A 16,427-nucleotide genomic window follows, 5' to 3' on the forward strand; every position below is an offset into this window, starting at 1 on the left:
AGATTAGGTTGAGCTGGGGCGGCATCGAAGGTTCACCTCTCCCTTGGGAGAGGTCGATTTGCGCAGCAAATCGGGTGAGGGGTTGCGGTCTATCGAGAGAGCAAGTGCCCTCACCCGGATTGTACCGGACGATGCTTCGCATCGCCGAGCGCAATCCGACCTCTCCCCGAAGGGGGAGAGGTGGACCGAAATCGCGGTAAGCCGATTCAACCCAATCGCATCACGCTCTAGATCAGCGATGCCCGCTCAGATCGGTGATGCCAGGCGCATCACCGTTGAGCGGGTTCTGCGGATCGCGCACATAGCGCAAGGTTTCGAACCGCATCGCACGCGCATCCACCATCAGGAGGCGGCCGACCAGGCCCTCGCCGAAGCCGACGATCTCGCGGATCGCCTCCAGCGCCATCATCGATCCCATCACGCCGGCGAGCGCGCCCATCACGCCGGCCTCGGCGCAGGCCGGCACCGTGCCCGGCGGCGGCGGCTCCGGAAACAGGCAGCGATAGGTCGGGTTGAACACGCCTTGCGCATTCTTCTCGTGCGCGCGGATCGTGGTCAGCGAACCGTCGAACTGCCCGAGCGCCGCCGTGATCAGCGGCCGCTTCGCGAGGAAGCAGGCGTCGGCGACGAGATAACGGGTCTCGAAATTGTCGGAGCCGTCGAGCACGAGATCGTAATTTCCGATCAGCGCCATCGCATTGTCGGCGGTAAGCCGCACCGGATGGGCCTCGAACGTCACATGCGGATTGAGCGCGTGGATCTGCGCCGCCGCGCTGTCGACCTTGCGCTTGCCGATGTCAGGCGTCGCATGGATGATCTGGCGCTGCAAATTGGAGAGCGAGACAATATCGTCGTCGATCACGCCGAGCCGGCCGATGCCGGCAGCCGCCAGATACATCAGCACCGGCGCGCCGAGACCGCCGGCGCCGATCACCAGCACGGACGCCTGCTTTAGCGCATTCTGGCCGGGGCCGCCCACCTCGCGGAGCACGATGTGGCGGGCATAGCGTTCGAGTTCGTCGGCACTCAGCATGATGACTTCCTGCGCGCTGCACCCTGAACCGGAGCGCGGTTGTTGCCGACCAAGCAGATGTGCTTAATTGCGTGGACGTCAATGGTTTCGGTCATTCCCGGCGGATTTGTCATGAGATCGGTGCTTTCGGCAACATTGATGGTCGCAGGCGTGATGCTCGCAGGCGTGGGTGCCGCGCAGGCCCAGTTGACACCGCCGTCAACCGCAGGCGCCAAGCCGAAGACCGTGACAACCGTGCCGATACGCCCTGCGTTGCAGAAGCCGGAGGATACCGCCAACGCGATGGCGCAGGCGGAGCGGCTGGCGCTGCAATCGGACCTCGCCTGGGTCGGCGAATATAACGGCGCGATATCAGGCGACGTCAGCGAGCGCATGGTCAATGCGATCAAGGAATTCCAGAAGAAAAGCGGCGGCAAGCCGACCGGCGTGCTGAACCCGCAGGAGCGCGGCGCGCTCGCCAACACCGCGCGGCGGAAGCAGGAGGGCGTCGGCTGGAAGATCGTCACCGAGCCTGCCACCGGCGCCCGGCTCGGCATTCCGACCAAGCTGGTGCCGCAGCTCACCAGCGACGCCTCCGGCGCCAAATGGACCTCGCCGACCGGCACCGTCCAGGTGCTGCTGACGCGGCGCAAGGAAGCAAGCCCGGCCACCGCCAAGCTTGCCGAACTGGAAAAGAAGGAGCCGGCCGGCCGTACCATCGACTACACCGTGGTGAAGCCGGATTTCTTCGTGCTGTCGGGCATGCAGGGGCTGAAGAAGTTCTATCTGCGCGGCACCTTCAAGGGCGACGAGGTCCGCATCCTCACCATTCTCTATGACCAGGCGACGCAAGCCACCGTCGAGCCGGTGGTGATCGCAATGTCGAGCGCCTTCAACGCATTTCCGTCGGGCGTGCAGGCCGGCCCGCCGCCGCGCAAGACCGTGGAGTATGGCACCGGCGTCGTGGTCAGCGACGACGGCGCTGTTGTCACCGACCGCGTGGCGACCGACGACTGCATCGCGCTGACGATCACGGGTTTCGGCAATGCCGATCGGGTCGCCGAGGACAAGGATCATGATCTCGCATTGCTGCGCCTCTATGGCGCGCGCGGGCTGAAGCCGCTCAACATCGCAGGCCCGGCGACGCAGACCGCGCTCGACATCACCGGCATCGCCGATCCGCAGAGCCAGGGCGGCGGCGCGGCCGCGAGCAGCGTGAAGGCCTCCGTCGCGCAACTCGGCGGCGGCGATGCCGCGCTGTCACCGCCGCCCGCGCTCGGGTTCTCCGGCGCGGCAGCGCTCGACAGCGGCGGCAAGTTTGCCGGCATCGCGGTGCTGAAGCCCGTCATCGTCGCGGGCCCCGCAAACGCGGCGCCGGCGCAGGCAGCACTGGTGCCGGCCGACACGGTGCGTAGTTTCCTGAAGTCGCACGGCGTCAACGCGTCGGGCGAATCGGCGGACGCCAAGGCCGCCGTCGTCCGCGTGATCTGCGTCAGGAAATAGTGGGCTGTCATCGCCCGCATGCACGGAGCATGACATCCACGGCTCTTCCCACATGTCGTCCTGGCGAAAGCCAGGACCCATAACCACCGCATTCGGCGATGAAATTGGATCGCGGCCCCGGCGCACAACAATGAGATTTGGGGTAATGGGTCCTGGCTTTCGCCAGGACGACGATAAGGATGGTTCTCGGTTCAACCTGTCAAACAGCGTAGTCGCTCTTACTCCAACGCAAACCGCACCCCTGGGCGGGCGAGGCCGCCGGCAATGCCGACCGGGGTGCCATCGGCGCGCCAGCAGGCCGCACCCGACATCGTGCCATCAGCGTGGAACTGGATCGCGTTCATGCCGCCGGCCACCGTCGGCACCACCTGCACCCTGTGGCCTTTCGCTGACAGCGCGGCGCGGACGGTCTCCGGCACCGCTCGCTCGACCTCCAGCGTATTGCCTTCGGTCCAGACCCGCGGCGCCTCGACCGCTTCCTGCAGGCTCATGCCGTGGTCGATCAGGTTGATCAGCGCCTGCATCGCGCTCGGGAAGATGCGCTTGCCGCCGGGCAGGCCGAGTGCGTAAGCGAGCTTGCGGTCGCGTAGCACCATCATCGGCGACATCGAGGTGGTGACGCGCTTGCCTGCGGCGAGCGACAGCGCGTGCCCCGGCCGCGGATCGAACAGGTTCATATAGTTGTTCGGCACGGTGCCGAGACCCGGGATCAGGATCTTGGCGCCGAACAGATTGTTGATGGTCTGGGTGGTCGCGACCACATTGCCCATCGCATCGGCCGCGGTCATGTGCGTGGTGTGTGCGCTTTCGAGCTGCGTGACGCCGGCGCTCCATGCCTGCGCGCAGTCGGGATCGATCGCGCGGCGGCGCTCCCCGGCATAGGCCTTCGAGGTCAGCCGCTCCACCGGGACGTTGATATAGGCGGGATCGCCGCTGGCGGCCGCGCGATCGGCAAAGGCGATCTTCAGCACCTCGGCGAGATAGTGGATGGTCTCGGTCGTGCCGAAACCAAGGCCTGCGATGTCGTAGCCTTCAAGGATATTGAGCATCTGCGTGATGTGCACGCCGGACGCCGCGGGCGGCGGCGGACCGAGGATTTCCCAGCCGCGGTAATCGCAGCGGATCGGCTGCCGCTCGACGGTTTTATACGCCGCGAGATCCTCCTGCGCGACGAAGCCGCCGTGCTTCTTCATGTAGTCGACCAGGATGTCGCCGAGTGGTCCCTGGTAGAGCGCGTTGTCGCCATGAACAGCGATGTATTTCAGCGTCTCGGCATACTCCGCCTGCACCACGCGCTCGCCCGGCTTCAACGGCGTGCCGCCCGGCAGATAGATCGCCGCTATCGGCTTGTCCTTCAGCATCTCCGCGGCGCCATCGGTGATGCATTCGTGCAAATAAGGCGTCGCCTCATAGCCGCGTTCGGCATGCTTGATCGCGGGCTGCATCACGTCGGCCAGGCTCATGGTGCCGAAGCGGCGCAGCGTTTCGCACCACGCCTTCAGCGAGCCCGGCACCGCCACCGCCTTCGGCCCGTTCAAATTCTCGTTGCCGACGGTGTCGAACACGTCATGCGCCGAACCGGGCTTCGAGGTGTAGGTGTCCGGCTGCACCGCCTGCGGCACCGTGCTCTGGCCGTCGATGAAGCGATGGCTGCCGTCGGCGAGACGAATATGCGCCATGCCGCCGCCGATGATGCCGACCATCATCGGCTCGACCACGGTCAGCGTGAACAGTGTGGCAATCGCCGCATCGATCGCATTGCCGCCGGCCGCGAGCATCTCGGCCCCCGCGCTCGATGCCAGCGGATGGTTGCTCACCACCATGCCGCGGCTGCCGGTGGCCGGCTGCTTCTGACATTGAAAACTCGTCGCGGCGCGATCGCGCCAGTTGCTGCCCATGATCCGCACTCCCATTGTTGTTATTTTTGACACTTCGGGCACCAGAACGTCGAACGGCCGTTCTGGGTGAAACGCTTGACGATGCCCTCGCAGCCCGAGGTGCGGCATGTCTCGCCTTCGCGGTCGTAGACCTGGAAGGAATGCTGGAAATAACCGAGATCGCCGTTGGTCAAGCGATGGTCGCTGATTGAGGAGCCGCCGGCCTTGATCGCCTGGTTGAGCACCGAATGGATCGCGCCGACCAGCCGCGTGGCGTGGTCGGTGGGCTCGGCCTTCTTCGTTGCAAGCGTCGCGGCCAATCGCCGCGGCGACAGATGCGAGCGAAACAGCGCCTCGCAGACATAGATGTTGCCAAGTCCCGCCACCACGCGCTGATCGAGCAGCGCCGCCTTCAGGCTGGTCTTCTTGTTGTGGCAGGAGCGCGCCAGCATCGCCGCGTCGAATTCATTGCCGAGCGGCTCGGGCCCGAGCCCCTTCAGCAGCGGTTCATCCTCGATCGCGTTGCGGGCGATGATCTTCATGTAACCGAAGCGCCGCGGATCGTTGAAGACGACGGCTGCGCCCGACGACATGTGGAACACGACGTGATCGTGCGCGCGATCCTCGCTGCGCGGATGGTGGAATTGCCCCGGCGTCGCAGTGCCCTCTTCCTTCAAGACGCGGAACGAGCCCGACATGCCCAGATGCATCAGCAGCACGTCGCCTGACGTCAGGTCTGCCATCAAATATTTGGCACGGCGGCCGAGCCCGGTGACGGTCTGGCCTTCGAGGCGGGCGATAAAGTCTTTTTGAAACGGAAACCGCAAATCCTTGCGGCGGGCCTCGGCTTTGAGGATCCGGGACCCCTCCATGGCCGGTTGCAGGCCGCGGCGGACGGTCTCGACTTCGGGTAATTCCGGCATGGCAGGCATTCACCTTTTGGAAGTGACGTGATAGCGCCATTGCGGCCGCCGCGCTATGGTCCGGCTGGAGCGTTTTCGAGCGAAGCCTGTCCCGCACTTGATGCGGGATGGGTATCGGTTCGCGTGAAGAAAACGCGACCCAAAATGGTAAGAGTATGAGTTGATGGATCGGCCGGATCAAACCACGCATTTTGGCTTCAGGGATGTACCCCTGGGCGAGAAGCAGACGCTGGTGAACGACGTGTTTCACAGCGTGGCATCGCGCTACGACCTGATGAACGACCTGATGTCGGCGGGCCTGCACCGGGCCTGGAAGGACGTCATGATCACGGCGCTCGATCCGCCAAAGGGCGACCGGCCGTTCGCGCTGCTCGACGTCGCCGGCGGCACCGGCGACATCGCGTTCCGCGCCGCCAAGACCGCGGGCTCTGGCTTCCATGCCACGGTCTGCGACATCAATACCGACATGCTGGCCGTCGGCCGCGAGCGCGCCGTCAAGCAGCATCTCGACGACCGCGTGTCGTTCGTCGAGGGCAATGCCGAGACGCTGGGCTTCGCCGACCGCGCGTTCGACGCCTACACCATCGCGTTCGGCATCCGCAACGTGCCGCAGATCGACCTCGCGCTGCGCGAGGCCTATCGGGTGCTCAAGCCCGGCAGCCGCTTCCTGTGCCTGGAATTCTCCACCGTCGACGTGCCCGGCCTCGACAAGATCTACGATCTGTTCTCCTTCAAGGTGATCCCACCGCTTGGCCGCGCCGTCACCGGTGACGCCGAGTCCTATCAATATCTCGTCGAGTCGATCCGCAAATTCCCGCGGCCGAACGCGTTCGCCGAAATGATCGGCGCCGCCGGCTTTGCCCGCGTGAAGTGGCAGAGCCTCTCCGGCGGCATCGTGGCGTTGCATTCGGGCTGGCGTTTGTGATCTCTGCACTGACCCACATTGCGCGCCTTGCCCGCGCCGGTTTCGTGTTTGCGCGCGAGGGCGTGTTCGGCGTCGTCGATCCGTCGCTGGTGCCGCCGCCCGGGCAGCTCGCGCTGAAGCTGGCGCGGCTGATCGAGCGTTCCGGCGCCAAATCCGGTCCGCGGCTGTCGCGCGCACTGACGCGGCTCGGCCCCGCCTATCTCAAGCTCGGGCAATTCCTCGCCACCCGTCCCGACGTGGTCGGCGTCGCGATGGCGCGCGATCTCGAAAGCCTGCAGGACCGGCTGCCGCCCTTCGCGCAGGAAGAGGCCGAGGCGGTGCTTACCCAATCGCTGGAACGGCCGCTGTCGCAGGCCTTTGTCCAGCTCGGTCCGGCGGTTGCCGCCGCCTCGATCGCGCAGGTGCATCGCGCCGAGGTCGAGCGCGATGGCGTGCGCCACCAGGTGGCGGTCAAGGTGCTCCGGCCCAATGTCGCCGCGCGCTTCCGCCGCGACCTCAGCGACTTCTTCTTTGTCGCGCACAAGGCCGAGGCGCATTCCGCCGAGGCGCGGCGCTTGCGGCTGATCGAGGTCATCAACACGATGTCGCGCTCGGTCGCGATGGAGATGGATCTGCGGCTCGAGGCGGCCGCACTATCCGAGATGGCCGAGAACACGCGCGACGATCCGGATTTCCGCGTGCCCTCGGTGGATTGGGATCGCACCGCGCACAGCGTGCTGACAATGGAGTGGATCGACGGCATCGCGCTGAACGATCACGCCCGGCTGAAGCAGGCCGAGGTCGATCTGCCGGATCTCGGCCGCAAGGTGATCCAGAGCTTTCTGCGTCACGCGCTGCGCGACGGCTTCTTCCATGCCGACATGCATCCGGGCAATCTGTTCCTCGACGAGGCCGGCCGGCTGGTCGCGGTCGATTTCGGCATCATGGGGCGGCTCGGGCTGAAGGAGCGGCGCTTCCTTGCCGAAATCCTGCTCGGTTTCATCACCCGCGACTATCGCCGCGTCGCCGAGGTGCATTTCGAGGCCGGCTATGTGCCGAGCCACCATTCGGTGGAGAATTTCGCGCAAGCCATCCGCGCCATCGGCGAGCCGATCCACAATCGCACCGCCGAGGAAATCTCGATGGCGAAGCTGCTGACGCTTCTGCTCGAGGTCACCGGCCTGTTCGACATGCAGACGCGGCCCGAGCTGATCCTGCTGCAGAAGACCATGGTGGTGGTCGAGGGCGTGGCGCGTGGTTTCGACCCGAAGCTCGACATCTGGAAGGTCGCCGATCCCGTCGTGCGCGAATGGATCACGCACAATCTCGGCCCGGCCGGACGGATCCAGGGGGCGATATCGGGCGCGGGCGAGCTCGGCCGCATCGTCGCCAACCTGCCGACAATCGCCAACCGCGCCATGACCGTGCTTGAGCAGCTCGAGACCATGACGCGGGAGGGCCACATGCTCTCGTCTGATACCATCGACGAAATGGCCCGCGCTGAGGCCCGCAAGGCGCGGCTGCAGACCGTCAGCCTTTGGGTCATTGCCGTCGCCTTGATCGGAATCTTCTTCGCCATCCGCGGGCATTGATTGCAATGCATGCATCGTGTGATAGCATCGCTATCATTGTTTGAGCATGATCTCTTCGGAAAATCGCTTCACACTTTTCCGGATCATGCCTGAGGGCATGCCATGGCCAGCCTGACCATCCGCAAACTCGACGACACCCTGAAGGCCTATCTGCGGCTGCGCTCCGCCAAAAACGGCCGCTCGGTCGAGGAGGAAATCCGGGTCATCCTCCGCGAGCTCGCGGAAGGCGGCACGGAGCCCGTACAGACGCCTGGCGCGGGTTCCACGACAGTCACAGCCCCTATTCCACGCGCCACCAGCGCAGTCGGCGAGCCCCGTGTCACCCTGATCATCGGCGGCGGGATTGCCGCCTACAAGGCGCTGGATCTGATCCGGCGGCTCAAGGAGCGGCACATCCAGGTCCGCTGCGTGCTGACCAAGGCGGCCCAGCAATTCGTCACGTCGCTCGCCGCCAGCGCGCTGTCGCATGAGCGCGTCTACACCGACCTGTTCGACGCCGAGAGCGAGTTCGACGCCGGCCATATCCGTCTGGCGCGGGACTGCGATCTGATCGTGGTGGCGCCGGCGACCGCGGATCTGATGGCCAAGATGGCGCAAGGCCATGCCGACGATCTCGCCACCGCCACGCTTCTCGCGGCCAACCGGCCGATCCTGCTGGCGCCGGCGATGAACCCGCTGATGTGGAACAACCCGGCCACCCGCCGCAACGTGCTGCAGCTCCGCCGCGACGGCGTCCACACCGTCGGCCCCAATGCGGGAGAGATGGCGGAGGCCGGCGAGGCCGGCGTCGGGCGGATGGCCGAGCCGACCGAGATCGCCGCCGCTGCCGACCGCATGCTGCGGCCGCCGCAGCCGCGCCCGCTCGCCGGCAAGCGCGTGCTGATCACGGCCGGCCCGACCCATGAGGCGATTGATCCGGTCCGCTACATCGCCAACCGCTCGTCCGGCAAGCAGGGTTTTGCCATTGCCGCCGCCGCCCGCGCCGCCGGCGCCGAGGTCGTGCTGGTGACCGGCCCGGTCGATCTCGACGATCCCTCCGGCATCTCGGTCATGCGCGTGGAGTCCGCGCGCGACATGCTGCACCGGGTCGAGGCCGCGCTGCCGGTCGATGTCGCGATCTTCGCCGCCGCGGTCGCCGACTGGCGGGTCGCCAACGAAGGCAGCCAGAAACTGAAAAAGACCTCGGCCGGGATGCCGCCGCTGCAGCTGGTCGAGAACCCCGACATCCTCGCGACAATCTCCAAGCTGAAGGAAAAGCGGCCGCCGCTGGTGATCGGCTTTGCCGCCGAGACCGAACATCTGATCGAGAACGCCAAGGCGAAGTTCGCGCGCAAGGGCTGCGACTGGATCGTCGCCAATGACGTCTCGCCGGCGACCGGCGTGATGGGCGGCGACCGCAACACCGTTCATTTGCTCTCGCGCGAGGGCAAGGACGTCACCGTCGACTCCTGGCCTGTTATGACCAAGGAGGAAGTCGCGACCGCGCTGGTGTCGCGCATCGCAAGAGCCGTAGGAACCGCATCGTGAGCGCCACCATCAAGGTTGAAGTCCACCAATTGCCGCACGGCGCAGATCTTCTGCTGCCGATCTATCAGACCAACGAGGCCGCCGGGCTCGACCTGCTGGCCGCGGTGCCGCGATCGGCGCCGCTGATTCTGCTGCCGGGACGCTACGAGATGGTTCCGACCGGGCTGACGATCGCGCTGCCGCCGGGCTATGAGGCGCAGGTGCGGCCGCGCTCCGGCCTGGCCGCGAAGTACGGCGTCACCGTGCTGAACTCGCCCGGCACGATCGACGCCGACTATCGCGGCGAGATCAACGTGCTCCTGATCAATCACGGCCACGAGCCGTTTTCGATCCGGCGCGGCGAGCGCATCGCGCAGCTGGTGATCGCGCCGGTCACCCGGGCCGAACTGGTTCCGGTCGACGTGCTGTCGTCAACCGAACGCGGCAGCGGCGGCTTCGGCTCGACCGGACGCTAGAAAACGATCGGAGAAGTGTGCGGACTACTCCGAAAGATCACGCTGCTCGCACGAGCCACCGCACGAATACGGAGTCAATTCGCGTAAAATCCACGCCGCCCGCGTGCATTTTTTCACAGCGGATTCTGCGTTCACGGTCTGGACTCTTACTCGCCGAGTCCCGTTAGGACTATTCTGGTTTGATTCGAGCACGACGGGGGGTCTTCGTCGGGCTATCTGGGTCCTGCTTGGGCATGATCCCCGGACGAACGTTATGCGTTTGCCGTGAGGGAACACCGGTCTCCTCTTTTCCGGATCATGCCTGGGGTTTGTGCGTTCTGGGGCAACATATGTCGGGCGTAGTCGCGGCAATGCGTCGAACCCTGCTGTCATGCACCTCACTGGCGCGCGACGGCATGCTTGGGCTCGCCATCACCGCACTGCTGCCGGCCCGCACGTCGTTTGCCGCCGAGAGCCTGGTGGCCCAGGCGATGTCGGATCATTTCGGCTTCAATCATCAGGAGGTCGCGGTCCTCGCGACGTCGTTTGCGCTGGTCGGCTTCTCCGCCGTCGCCGCGATCCTTTTGATGCGCACCCGCGTGCGCGCGACGAGGAACGAGGAGCAGTTGCAGTCCGAGATTTCGGACCTGCAAGCGCAGTCGGACCGGCTGCGCGCGCTGCTTTTCGTCGAGCCGCAGGTCCTGATCTCGTGGGCCGCCGGCGACAACCGGCCGCAGATCTCGGGCGATACCTCGCTGGTGATGTCGCAGGAAGGCTCGCCGCAGCGCGTCCTCGCCTTCGGAACCTGGTTGCCGCCCGAGCCGGCGCTGCAGATGGATCACGCAGTCGATGCGCTGCGCGAAAAGGGCGAGGCGTTCCTGCTCAACCTCTCGACATCAGCCGGCCGCGCCATCGAGGCGATGGGCCGCGCGATCGGCGGCCAGGCCATTGTGCGGATCCGCGAGCTCGGCGGCCTGCGTCGCGACCTCGCCGAATCCAACCTGCGCTACAAGACGCTGCAGGAGGAGACCGAGCTGCTGCGCGATTTCGCCGCCGCCGCGCCGTGGCCGATCTGGGCCAAGAGCCTCGAGGGCAATCTGCGCTACGCCAACGCAGCCTACGTCCGTGCCACCGAGGGCAAGAGCGTGTCCGATGCGCTGCAGCGCAATCTCGAGCTGCTCGAAAGCGACCAGCGCACCGAACTGACCCGCGCGCTGAACGACAACGCCAATTATGCCGCACGGCTGCCGATCGTGGTCAGCGGCGAGCGGCGGATCTACGACGTGCAGGCGCTCAAGCTCTCCGGCGGCAGCGCCGGGATCGCGATCGACGCCAGCGAGGCCGCGGCGCTGCGCGCGGCGATCGCGCGCATGGTCGAAGCACACCGGCGTACCCTCGACCAATTGTCCTCGGGCGTCGCGGTGTTCGATTCCGACCGGCGGCTGACCTTCTACAACGAGTCCTACCGCCGGCTGTGGGGCCTCGACCAGGCTTTCCTCGACAGCAATCCCGACGATTCCAGCGTGCTCGATCGGCTGCGCGCCAACCGCAAGCTGCCGGAGCAGCCGGATTTCCGCGCCTGGAAGGCGAAGCTGCACGAGGCCTACCGCGCGGTCGAATCCGAGACCTACACCTGGTTCCTGCCCGACGGCCGCGCCATCAGCGTCGTCACCACGCCGAACCTCGAGGGCGGCGTCACCTATCTGTTCGACAACGTCACCGAGAGCCTCGACCTCGCGCGCCGCTATGACCGCTTGACGCGGGTGCAGCGCGAAACCCTCGACAATCTCGGCGAAGCGGTCGCGGTGTTCGGCAGCAACGGCCGCGCCGAGCTGTTCAACCCGCCCTTCGCCAAGATGTGGAAGCTGCCGGCCGATGCGCTGCAGGGCGAGCCGCATATCGAGGCGGTGGAAGCGCTGTGCAGGCCGCTGTTCGACGATGCGCTGACCTGGCGGACGCTGCGCGAGCAGATCACCGCGATCGAGAACCGCGCCCAGGTCGCGCTGAAGCTGGAGCGCAGGGATGGCAGCGTGCTGAATTGCATGACCATCCCGCTGCCCGACGGCAAGACCTTGCTCGCCTTCCAGGACATCACCGACACCGAGAATGTCGAGCGCGCGCTGCGCGAGCGCAACGAGGCGCTGGAAACCGCCGACCAGATGAAGGTGGATTTCGTCCACCACGTCTCCTACGAGCTGCGCGCCCCGCTCACCACCATCATCGGCTTTGCACATTTCCTCAGCGATCCCTCGACCGGGCCGCTGACGGCGAAACAGGCCGAATATCTCGACTACGTCACCAAATCGACCAACGCGCTGCTGGCGCTGACCAACAACATTCTCGATCTCGCGACCATCGACGCCGGCGCGATGAAGCTCGAGCTTGGTCCGGTCAATATCGGCCAGGCGATCGAGGCCGCCGCCGAAGGCATCCAGGACCGGCTGGCGACCGACCGCATCACGCTAAAGGTCGATATCGCGCCCGATATCGGCGCTTTCGTCGGCGACGAGCGGCGCGTGGTGCAGGTGCTCTACAATCTGCTCGCCAACGCGGTCGGCTTCTCGCCGCATGACGCCACCGTCGCGATCACCGCGCACCGCACCGAGCACAGCGTGGTGTTTGCGGTGACCGATGCCGGTCCCGGCATTCCTGCCGAGATGCGCGACAAGGTGTTCAACTGGTTCGAGAGCCATTCCCACGGCTCGCGGCATCGCGGCGCCGGGCTCGGCCTGTCGCTAGTCCGCTCCTTCGTTGAACTGCATGGTGGACGGGTGCGGGTCGATTCGACCGTCGGTCGAGGCACGACCGTGACCTGCGACTTCCCGATCGACCAGACCGCCCATCGCAACGCCGCAGAATGACGGCGACCTCGACATTCTCGGTGGCGCTCGCGAACGAAACCGCGACAGCGGAGCTGATGGCCGATCTCGCGCTCCTGATCGGCGCCGGCGACGTCGTCACGCTGTCGGGCGACCTCGGCGCCGGCAAGACCGCGGCCGCCCGCGCGCTGATCCGCTACCTCGCCACCGACGACACGCTGGAAGTCCCGAGCCCGACCTTCACGCTGGCACAGAACTACGAGCTGCCGTCGTTCCCGCTGGTCCATGCAGACCTCTACCGCATTAGCGACGCGAGCGAGCTCGAGGAGATCGGGCTGGCGCCGCTGCCCGACGACACCGTGGCGCTGATCGAGTGGCCGGAGCGCGCGCCCGGCGCGATGCCCGCTGACCGCATCGACATTGCATTCACGCACCGCCCGGCGCTCGGATCGGCGGCACGCGCGGCCGAGATCACCGGCCATGGCACGGGCGCGGCCAAGGTCGCGCGGCTCAACGAGCTGCGCCAGTTCCTCGACCGCGCGGGCTTCCTCAATGCCCGGCGCGAACGCATGCCGGGCGATGCCTCGACGCGCTCCTATGCGCGGCTGCGCGCCGATGACGGCACTGTGATCCTGATGAACTCGCCGCGCCGCCCTGACGGCCCGGCGATCTACAACGGCAGGCCGTATAGCGCGGCGGTGCATCTTGCGGAAGACGTCCGGCCGTTCGTCGCGATCGGAAACGGCCTGCGCAAGCATGGTTTCTCCGCGCCCGCGATCCGGCATACCGACCTCGAATCCGGCTTCCTCATCACCGAGGATCTCGGCGCCGAAGGCGTGATCGAGGGCGACCCGCCACAGCCGATCACCGAGCGCTACGAGGCCGCCGTCGACATGCTGGCGGCGCTGCACCGCGAGGTGCTGCCCGACACGCTGCCGCTGACATCAGACGAAAGCTACGACATTCCCGTGTTCGATATCGACGCCTGGCTGATCGAGATCGGGCTGATGCTGGAATGGTACCTGCCCGACCGCGGTGTGCAGCCGAGCGAGGAGCTGCGCGCCGATTTTCTCGGGATGTGGCGGGGGCTGCTGGAAAAGCCCGCCGCGGCGCCGCAGACCTGGGTGATCCGCGACTTCCATTCGCCGAATATCATCTGGCTTGCCGAGCGCACCGGCATCCTGCGGGTCGGAATCATCGACTTCCAAGACGCGCTGCTCGGCCCGGCGTCCTATGACGTGGTGTCGCTGCTGCAGGATGCGCGGATCGACGTGCCCGAACAGCTCGAACTGTCGCTGCTGACCCGCTACATCAAGGCGCGGCGCGCGACCGACGAAAACTTCGATCCGGCCGCCTTTGCCGAGCTCTATGCGATCATGTCGGCGCAGCGCAACACCCGCCTGCTCGGCACCTTCGCGCGGCTCAACCGCCGCGATGGCAAGCCGCAATATCTCAAGCACCAGCCGCGGATCTGGACCTATCTCGAGCGGTCGCTGGCCCACCCTGCGCTGACCAGCTTCCGCATCTGGTACACGGCCAACGTCCCTCCCCCAGTACCGTAGTTTACGGGTTATTAGCCTCAGGTCCCCTAAGGTTGCCGAGGCCGCACCTCATCCATGGCGGGGCCGGATCGGGAGCGGGACTACACGATGGCGACGGAACGACGCAGGGGCGATCGTGTCACGTTTGAGCGCGGCATCGCCGCGCACATGATGGGCATTGACGGCACCTGGCGGCGCGACTGCACCATGGAAGACGTGTCCGAGACGGGTGCCAAGCTCACCGTCGAGGGCTCGGTCGAGGGCCTGAACCTGAAGGAGTTTTTTCTGCTGCTGTCGTCCACAGGATTGGCCTATCGCCGCTGCGAGCTGGCATGGGTCAATGGCGACCAGATCGGCGTCAACTTCCTCAAACAAGGCGACAAGAAGAAGAAAACTGCCAGACGCGGTGCACAGGCTGCCGACGTCTAGGTTGTTGCCGTCTTACGGCCGTCATGTCCGGTGACTATGGCGTCTGATCGATGTGCTTGCCGAATCGCCGTGATATGATCGGCGCCGAGAGATGATGACCGAGAATATACGGAAGATGCCCGTCACCCCCCACAAGGCCATGGTGCTCGCTGCGGGCCTCGGCGTGCGCATGCGCCCGCTGACCAACACGATGCCGAAGCCGCTGGTCAGCGTCGCCGGCCAGCCGCTGCTCGACCATGTGCTCGACAAGCTCGCCGGCGCCGGCGTCAGCGAAGCCGTCGTGAACGTGCACTATCTGCCCGACCAGATCATCGAGCACGTCAAGACCCGCAGCCGCCCGCGCGTGATCATCTCGGACGAGCGCGACGAGGTGCTCGGCACCGGCGGCGCGGTGGTGAAGGCGCTGCCGCTGCTCGGCGATGCGCCGTTCTTCCATCTCAATGCCGACACGATGTGGATCGACGGCGTGCGCTCCAATCTGGCGCGGCTGGCGGAAGCTTTCGATCCCGCGCGGATGGATATCCTGCTGCTGATGGCGCCGACCGCATCGAGCATCGGCTATAGCGGCCGCGGCGACTACTCGATGTTGCCGGACGGCGCGCTGCGCAAGCGGCGGGAGCACCAGGTGGTGCCGTTCGTCTATGCCGGCGCCGCGATCATGCAGCCTTCGCTGTTCGCCGACGCCCCGGCCGGCGAGTTCTCGCTGACCAAGGTGTTCGACCGTGTCAACGAACAGGAACGGCTGTTCGGCCTGCGCCTCGACGGCGTCTGGATGCATGTCGGAACCCCCGACGCGATCCAGGCCGCTGAAGATGCTTTCCTGGAAAGCGTCGCGTAAACGACGCCGCCGTTAGTCATCGGCTTCGATGGCGAGCACCGCAAAGCTCGCAAGCCAATGTTCGCCCATATAGTCGCTGGCGATATGCGGCAGGCCGGCGTCGAGCTGGCGCCGCGCAACATCCTGCAGAAGCGGGCGACGCGCATCGGCCTCCGGCAATGCGCCGGCCAGCGCCCGCCAACACCATGCGCGGCTGAGATTGAGCCCATCGAGATGCGCAAGCTTGCCGTCGGTCCGATCGGTGACAGTGGCGGGCCGGAACAAGGTTGCCGGCTCGTGTTGCAGGAGCCGCGGCAGGAAGCGGTCGAACCAGGGCAGGAAGTCGGCGGGCGAGAGCAGCCGGCGCATGCATTCGGCTTCGATCAGCGCGGAAGACTGGAAGTCGTCGCCGCTCGGCTCGCCCCAGGCGGGACAATCCTGATCGGCTCCGTACCAGCGCAGTGCGGTGTGGCGTAACAGCGCGCCGAACGCATCGTCGTGCATCGCGGTGGCGTAGTCAGCGGCCATGCGAAGCCCGAACGCGGTGTTGAAGTGCGTGCCGACCCGCACCGGATACGTGGAGATCGGCAGGAAATCGCGAAAGCGCTGTGCGAATATCTCGGCAAGCGGCGCGATCTGCTCGCGCCACCTGATGTCGTCGAGCGATGAGAGCTCCGCCGTGAGCTTCAACAGCCAGCCCCAGCCATAGGGACGCTTGAAGCCGCGCGCGGTCGGAGCCGCGAGATAGGCGCATTCGGCCGCGACCTTTTCCGCAACGAACTGCGCGTCGAACAGAGCGCGGATATCATCCGCGGCTTCGAATGCCGGATATCGCCGCAACAGCCGCGCGAGCATCCAGTAGCTGTGGACGCAGGAATGCCAGTCATAGCTGCCGAAGAACACCGGATGCAGTTCGCGCGGCGTGCGCGCGTCCTGCGGCCCGGCCAGCACATGATCCGGCTTGTTCGGGTATTCGCGCGTGACATGGCCGAGCGCGATGCGAGCGAATCGAACGGCGAGGTGTTCGGTCAGGATCGTCTCGCTCATGG

13 protein-coding genes are annotated in these 16,427 nt (G+C 66.1%); 9 read left to right on the forward strand and 4 right to left on the reverse strand.

The features are described 5' to 3' along the window. Nucleotides 1-232: 232 nt before the first annotated feature. On the reverse strand, nt 233-1,033 hold the full coding sequence (locus G6P99_RS00340; RefSeq protein ID WP_029082453.1) for a HesA/MoeB/ThiF family protein: 801 nt from the start codon (nt 1,031-1,033) through the stop codon (nt 233-235). A gap of 111 nt (nt 1,034-1,144) precedes the next feature. On the opposite strand from G6P99_RS00340, the gene G6P99_RS00345 reads away from it, so the two are divergent. Then, nucleotides 1,145-2,515 (forward strand): serine protease, encoded by a 1,371-nt coding sequence (locus G6P99_RS00345; protein ID WP_165126984.1) that lies wholly within the window; start codon nt 1,145-1,147, stop codon nt 2,513-2,515. 218 nt (nt 2,516-2,733) lie between these two features. Here G6P99_RS00345 and ggt read toward each other — a convergent pair whose 3' ends face one another. Further along, a complete protein-coding gene (ggt, locus tag G6P99_RS00350) occupies nt 2,734-4,413 on the reverse strand; it encodes a gamma-glutamyltransferase (protein ID WP_029082455.1) in 1,680 nt (559 codons plus the stop codon). 20 nt (nt 4,414-4,433) lie between these two features. After that, nucleotides 4,434-5,315, reverse strand: coding sequence for a bifunctional DNA-formamidopyrimidine glycosylase/DNA-(apurinic or apyrimidinic site) lyase (mutM, locus tag G6P99_RS00355; RefSeq protein ID WP_029082456.1), 882 nt, complete (start codon nt 5,313-5,315; stop codon nt 4,434-4,436). Nucleotides 5,316-5,478: 163 nt separating this feature from the next. Here mutM and ubiE point away from each other — a divergent pair, with 163 nt between their 5' ends. From ubiE to G6P99_RS00395, 8 genes are all read left to right on the forward strand, one after another. Next, nucleotides 5,479-6,240: a bifunctional demethylmenaquinone methyltransferase/2-methoxy-6-polyprenyl-1,4-benzoquinol methylase UbiE gene (gene ubiE / locus G6P99_RS00360; RefSeq protein ID WP_029082457.1), complete on the forward strand. Its 762-nt coding sequence runs from the start codon at nt 5,479-5,481 to the stop codon at nt 6,238-6,240. Then, the gene (ubiB, locus tag G6P99_RS00365) at nt 6,237-7,811 is read left to right on the forward strand and encodes a 2-polyprenylphenol 6-hydroxylase (RefSeq protein ID WP_029082458.1); all 1,575 of its coding nucleotides are present in this window, start codon (nt 6,237-6,239) and stop codon (nt 7,809-7,811) included. The genes ubiE and ubiB overlap by 4 nt, the downstream gene beginning before the upstream one ends. A gap of 102 nt (nt 7,812-7,913) precedes the next feature. Continuing rightward, on the forward strand, nt 7,914-9,338 hold the full coding sequence (gene coaBC / locus G6P99_RS00370; RefSeq protein WP_029082459.1) for a bifunctional phosphopantothenoylcysteine decarboxylase/phosphopantothenate--cysteine ligase CoaBC: 1,425 nt from the start codon (nt 7,914-7,916) through the stop codon (nt 9,336-9,338). Next, nucleotides 9,335-9,793, forward strand: coding sequence for a dUTP diphosphatase (gene dut / locus G6P99_RS00375; RefSeq protein WP_029082460.1), 459 nt, complete (start codon nt 9,335-9,337; stop codon nt 9,791-9,793). Before coaBC ends, dut begins: the two co-directional genes overlap by 4 nt. Nucleotides 9,794-10,122: 329 nt before the next feature. Next, nucleotides 10,123-12,633 carry a sensor histidine kinase gene (locus G6P99_RS00380; RefSeq protein ID WP_029082461.1) on the forward strand — a complete coding sequence of 837 codons (2,511 nt, stop codon included), beginning with the start codon at nt 10,123-10,125 and terminating at the stop codon, nt 12,631-12,633. Next, nucleotides 12,630-14,153 (forward strand): tRNA (adenosine(37)-N6)-threonylcarbamoyltransferase complex ATPase subunit type 1 TsaE, encoded by a 1,524-nt coding sequence (gene tsaE / locus G6P99_RS00385; RefSeq protein ID WP_029082462.1) that lies wholly within the window; start codon nt 12,630-12,632, stop codon nt 14,151-14,153. The genes G6P99_RS00380 and tsaE overlap by 4 nt, the downstream gene beginning before the upstream one ends. Nucleotides 14,154-14,240: 87 nt before the next feature. Continuing rightward, the gene (locus tag G6P99_RS00390; protein ID WP_029082463.1) at nt 14,241-14,561 is read left to right on the forward strand and encodes a PilZ domain-containing protein; all 321 of its coding nucleotides are present in this window, start codon (nt 14,241-14,243) and stop codon (nt 14,559-14,561) included. A 115-nt stretch (nt 14,562-14,676) separates the two neighbouring features. Then, entirely contained in the window at nt 14,677-15,399 is a 723-nt protein-coding gene (locus G6P99_RS00395) for a nucleotidyltransferase family protein (protein WP_029082464.1), read from the forward strand. A 12-nt stretch (nt 15,400-15,411) separates the two neighbouring features. Here the strand turns inward: G6P99_RS00395 and G6P99_RS00400 are convergent, their stop codons facing one another. Next, nucleotides 15,412-16,425, reverse strand: coding sequence for a DUF2891 domain-containing protein (locus tag G6P99_RS00400; RefSeq protein WP_029082465.1), 1,014 nt, complete (start codon nt 16,423-16,425; stop codon nt 15,412-15,414). Between the last annotated feature and the right edge of the window lie 2 nt (nt 16,426-16,427).

The sequence above is a fragment of the Bradyrhizobium sp. 6(2017) genome (assembly GCF_011058295.2).
Taxonomy (GTDB): Bacteria; Pseudomonadota; Alphaproteobacteria; order Rhizobiales; family Xanthobacteraceae; genus Bradyrhizobium; species Bradyrhizobium septentrionale.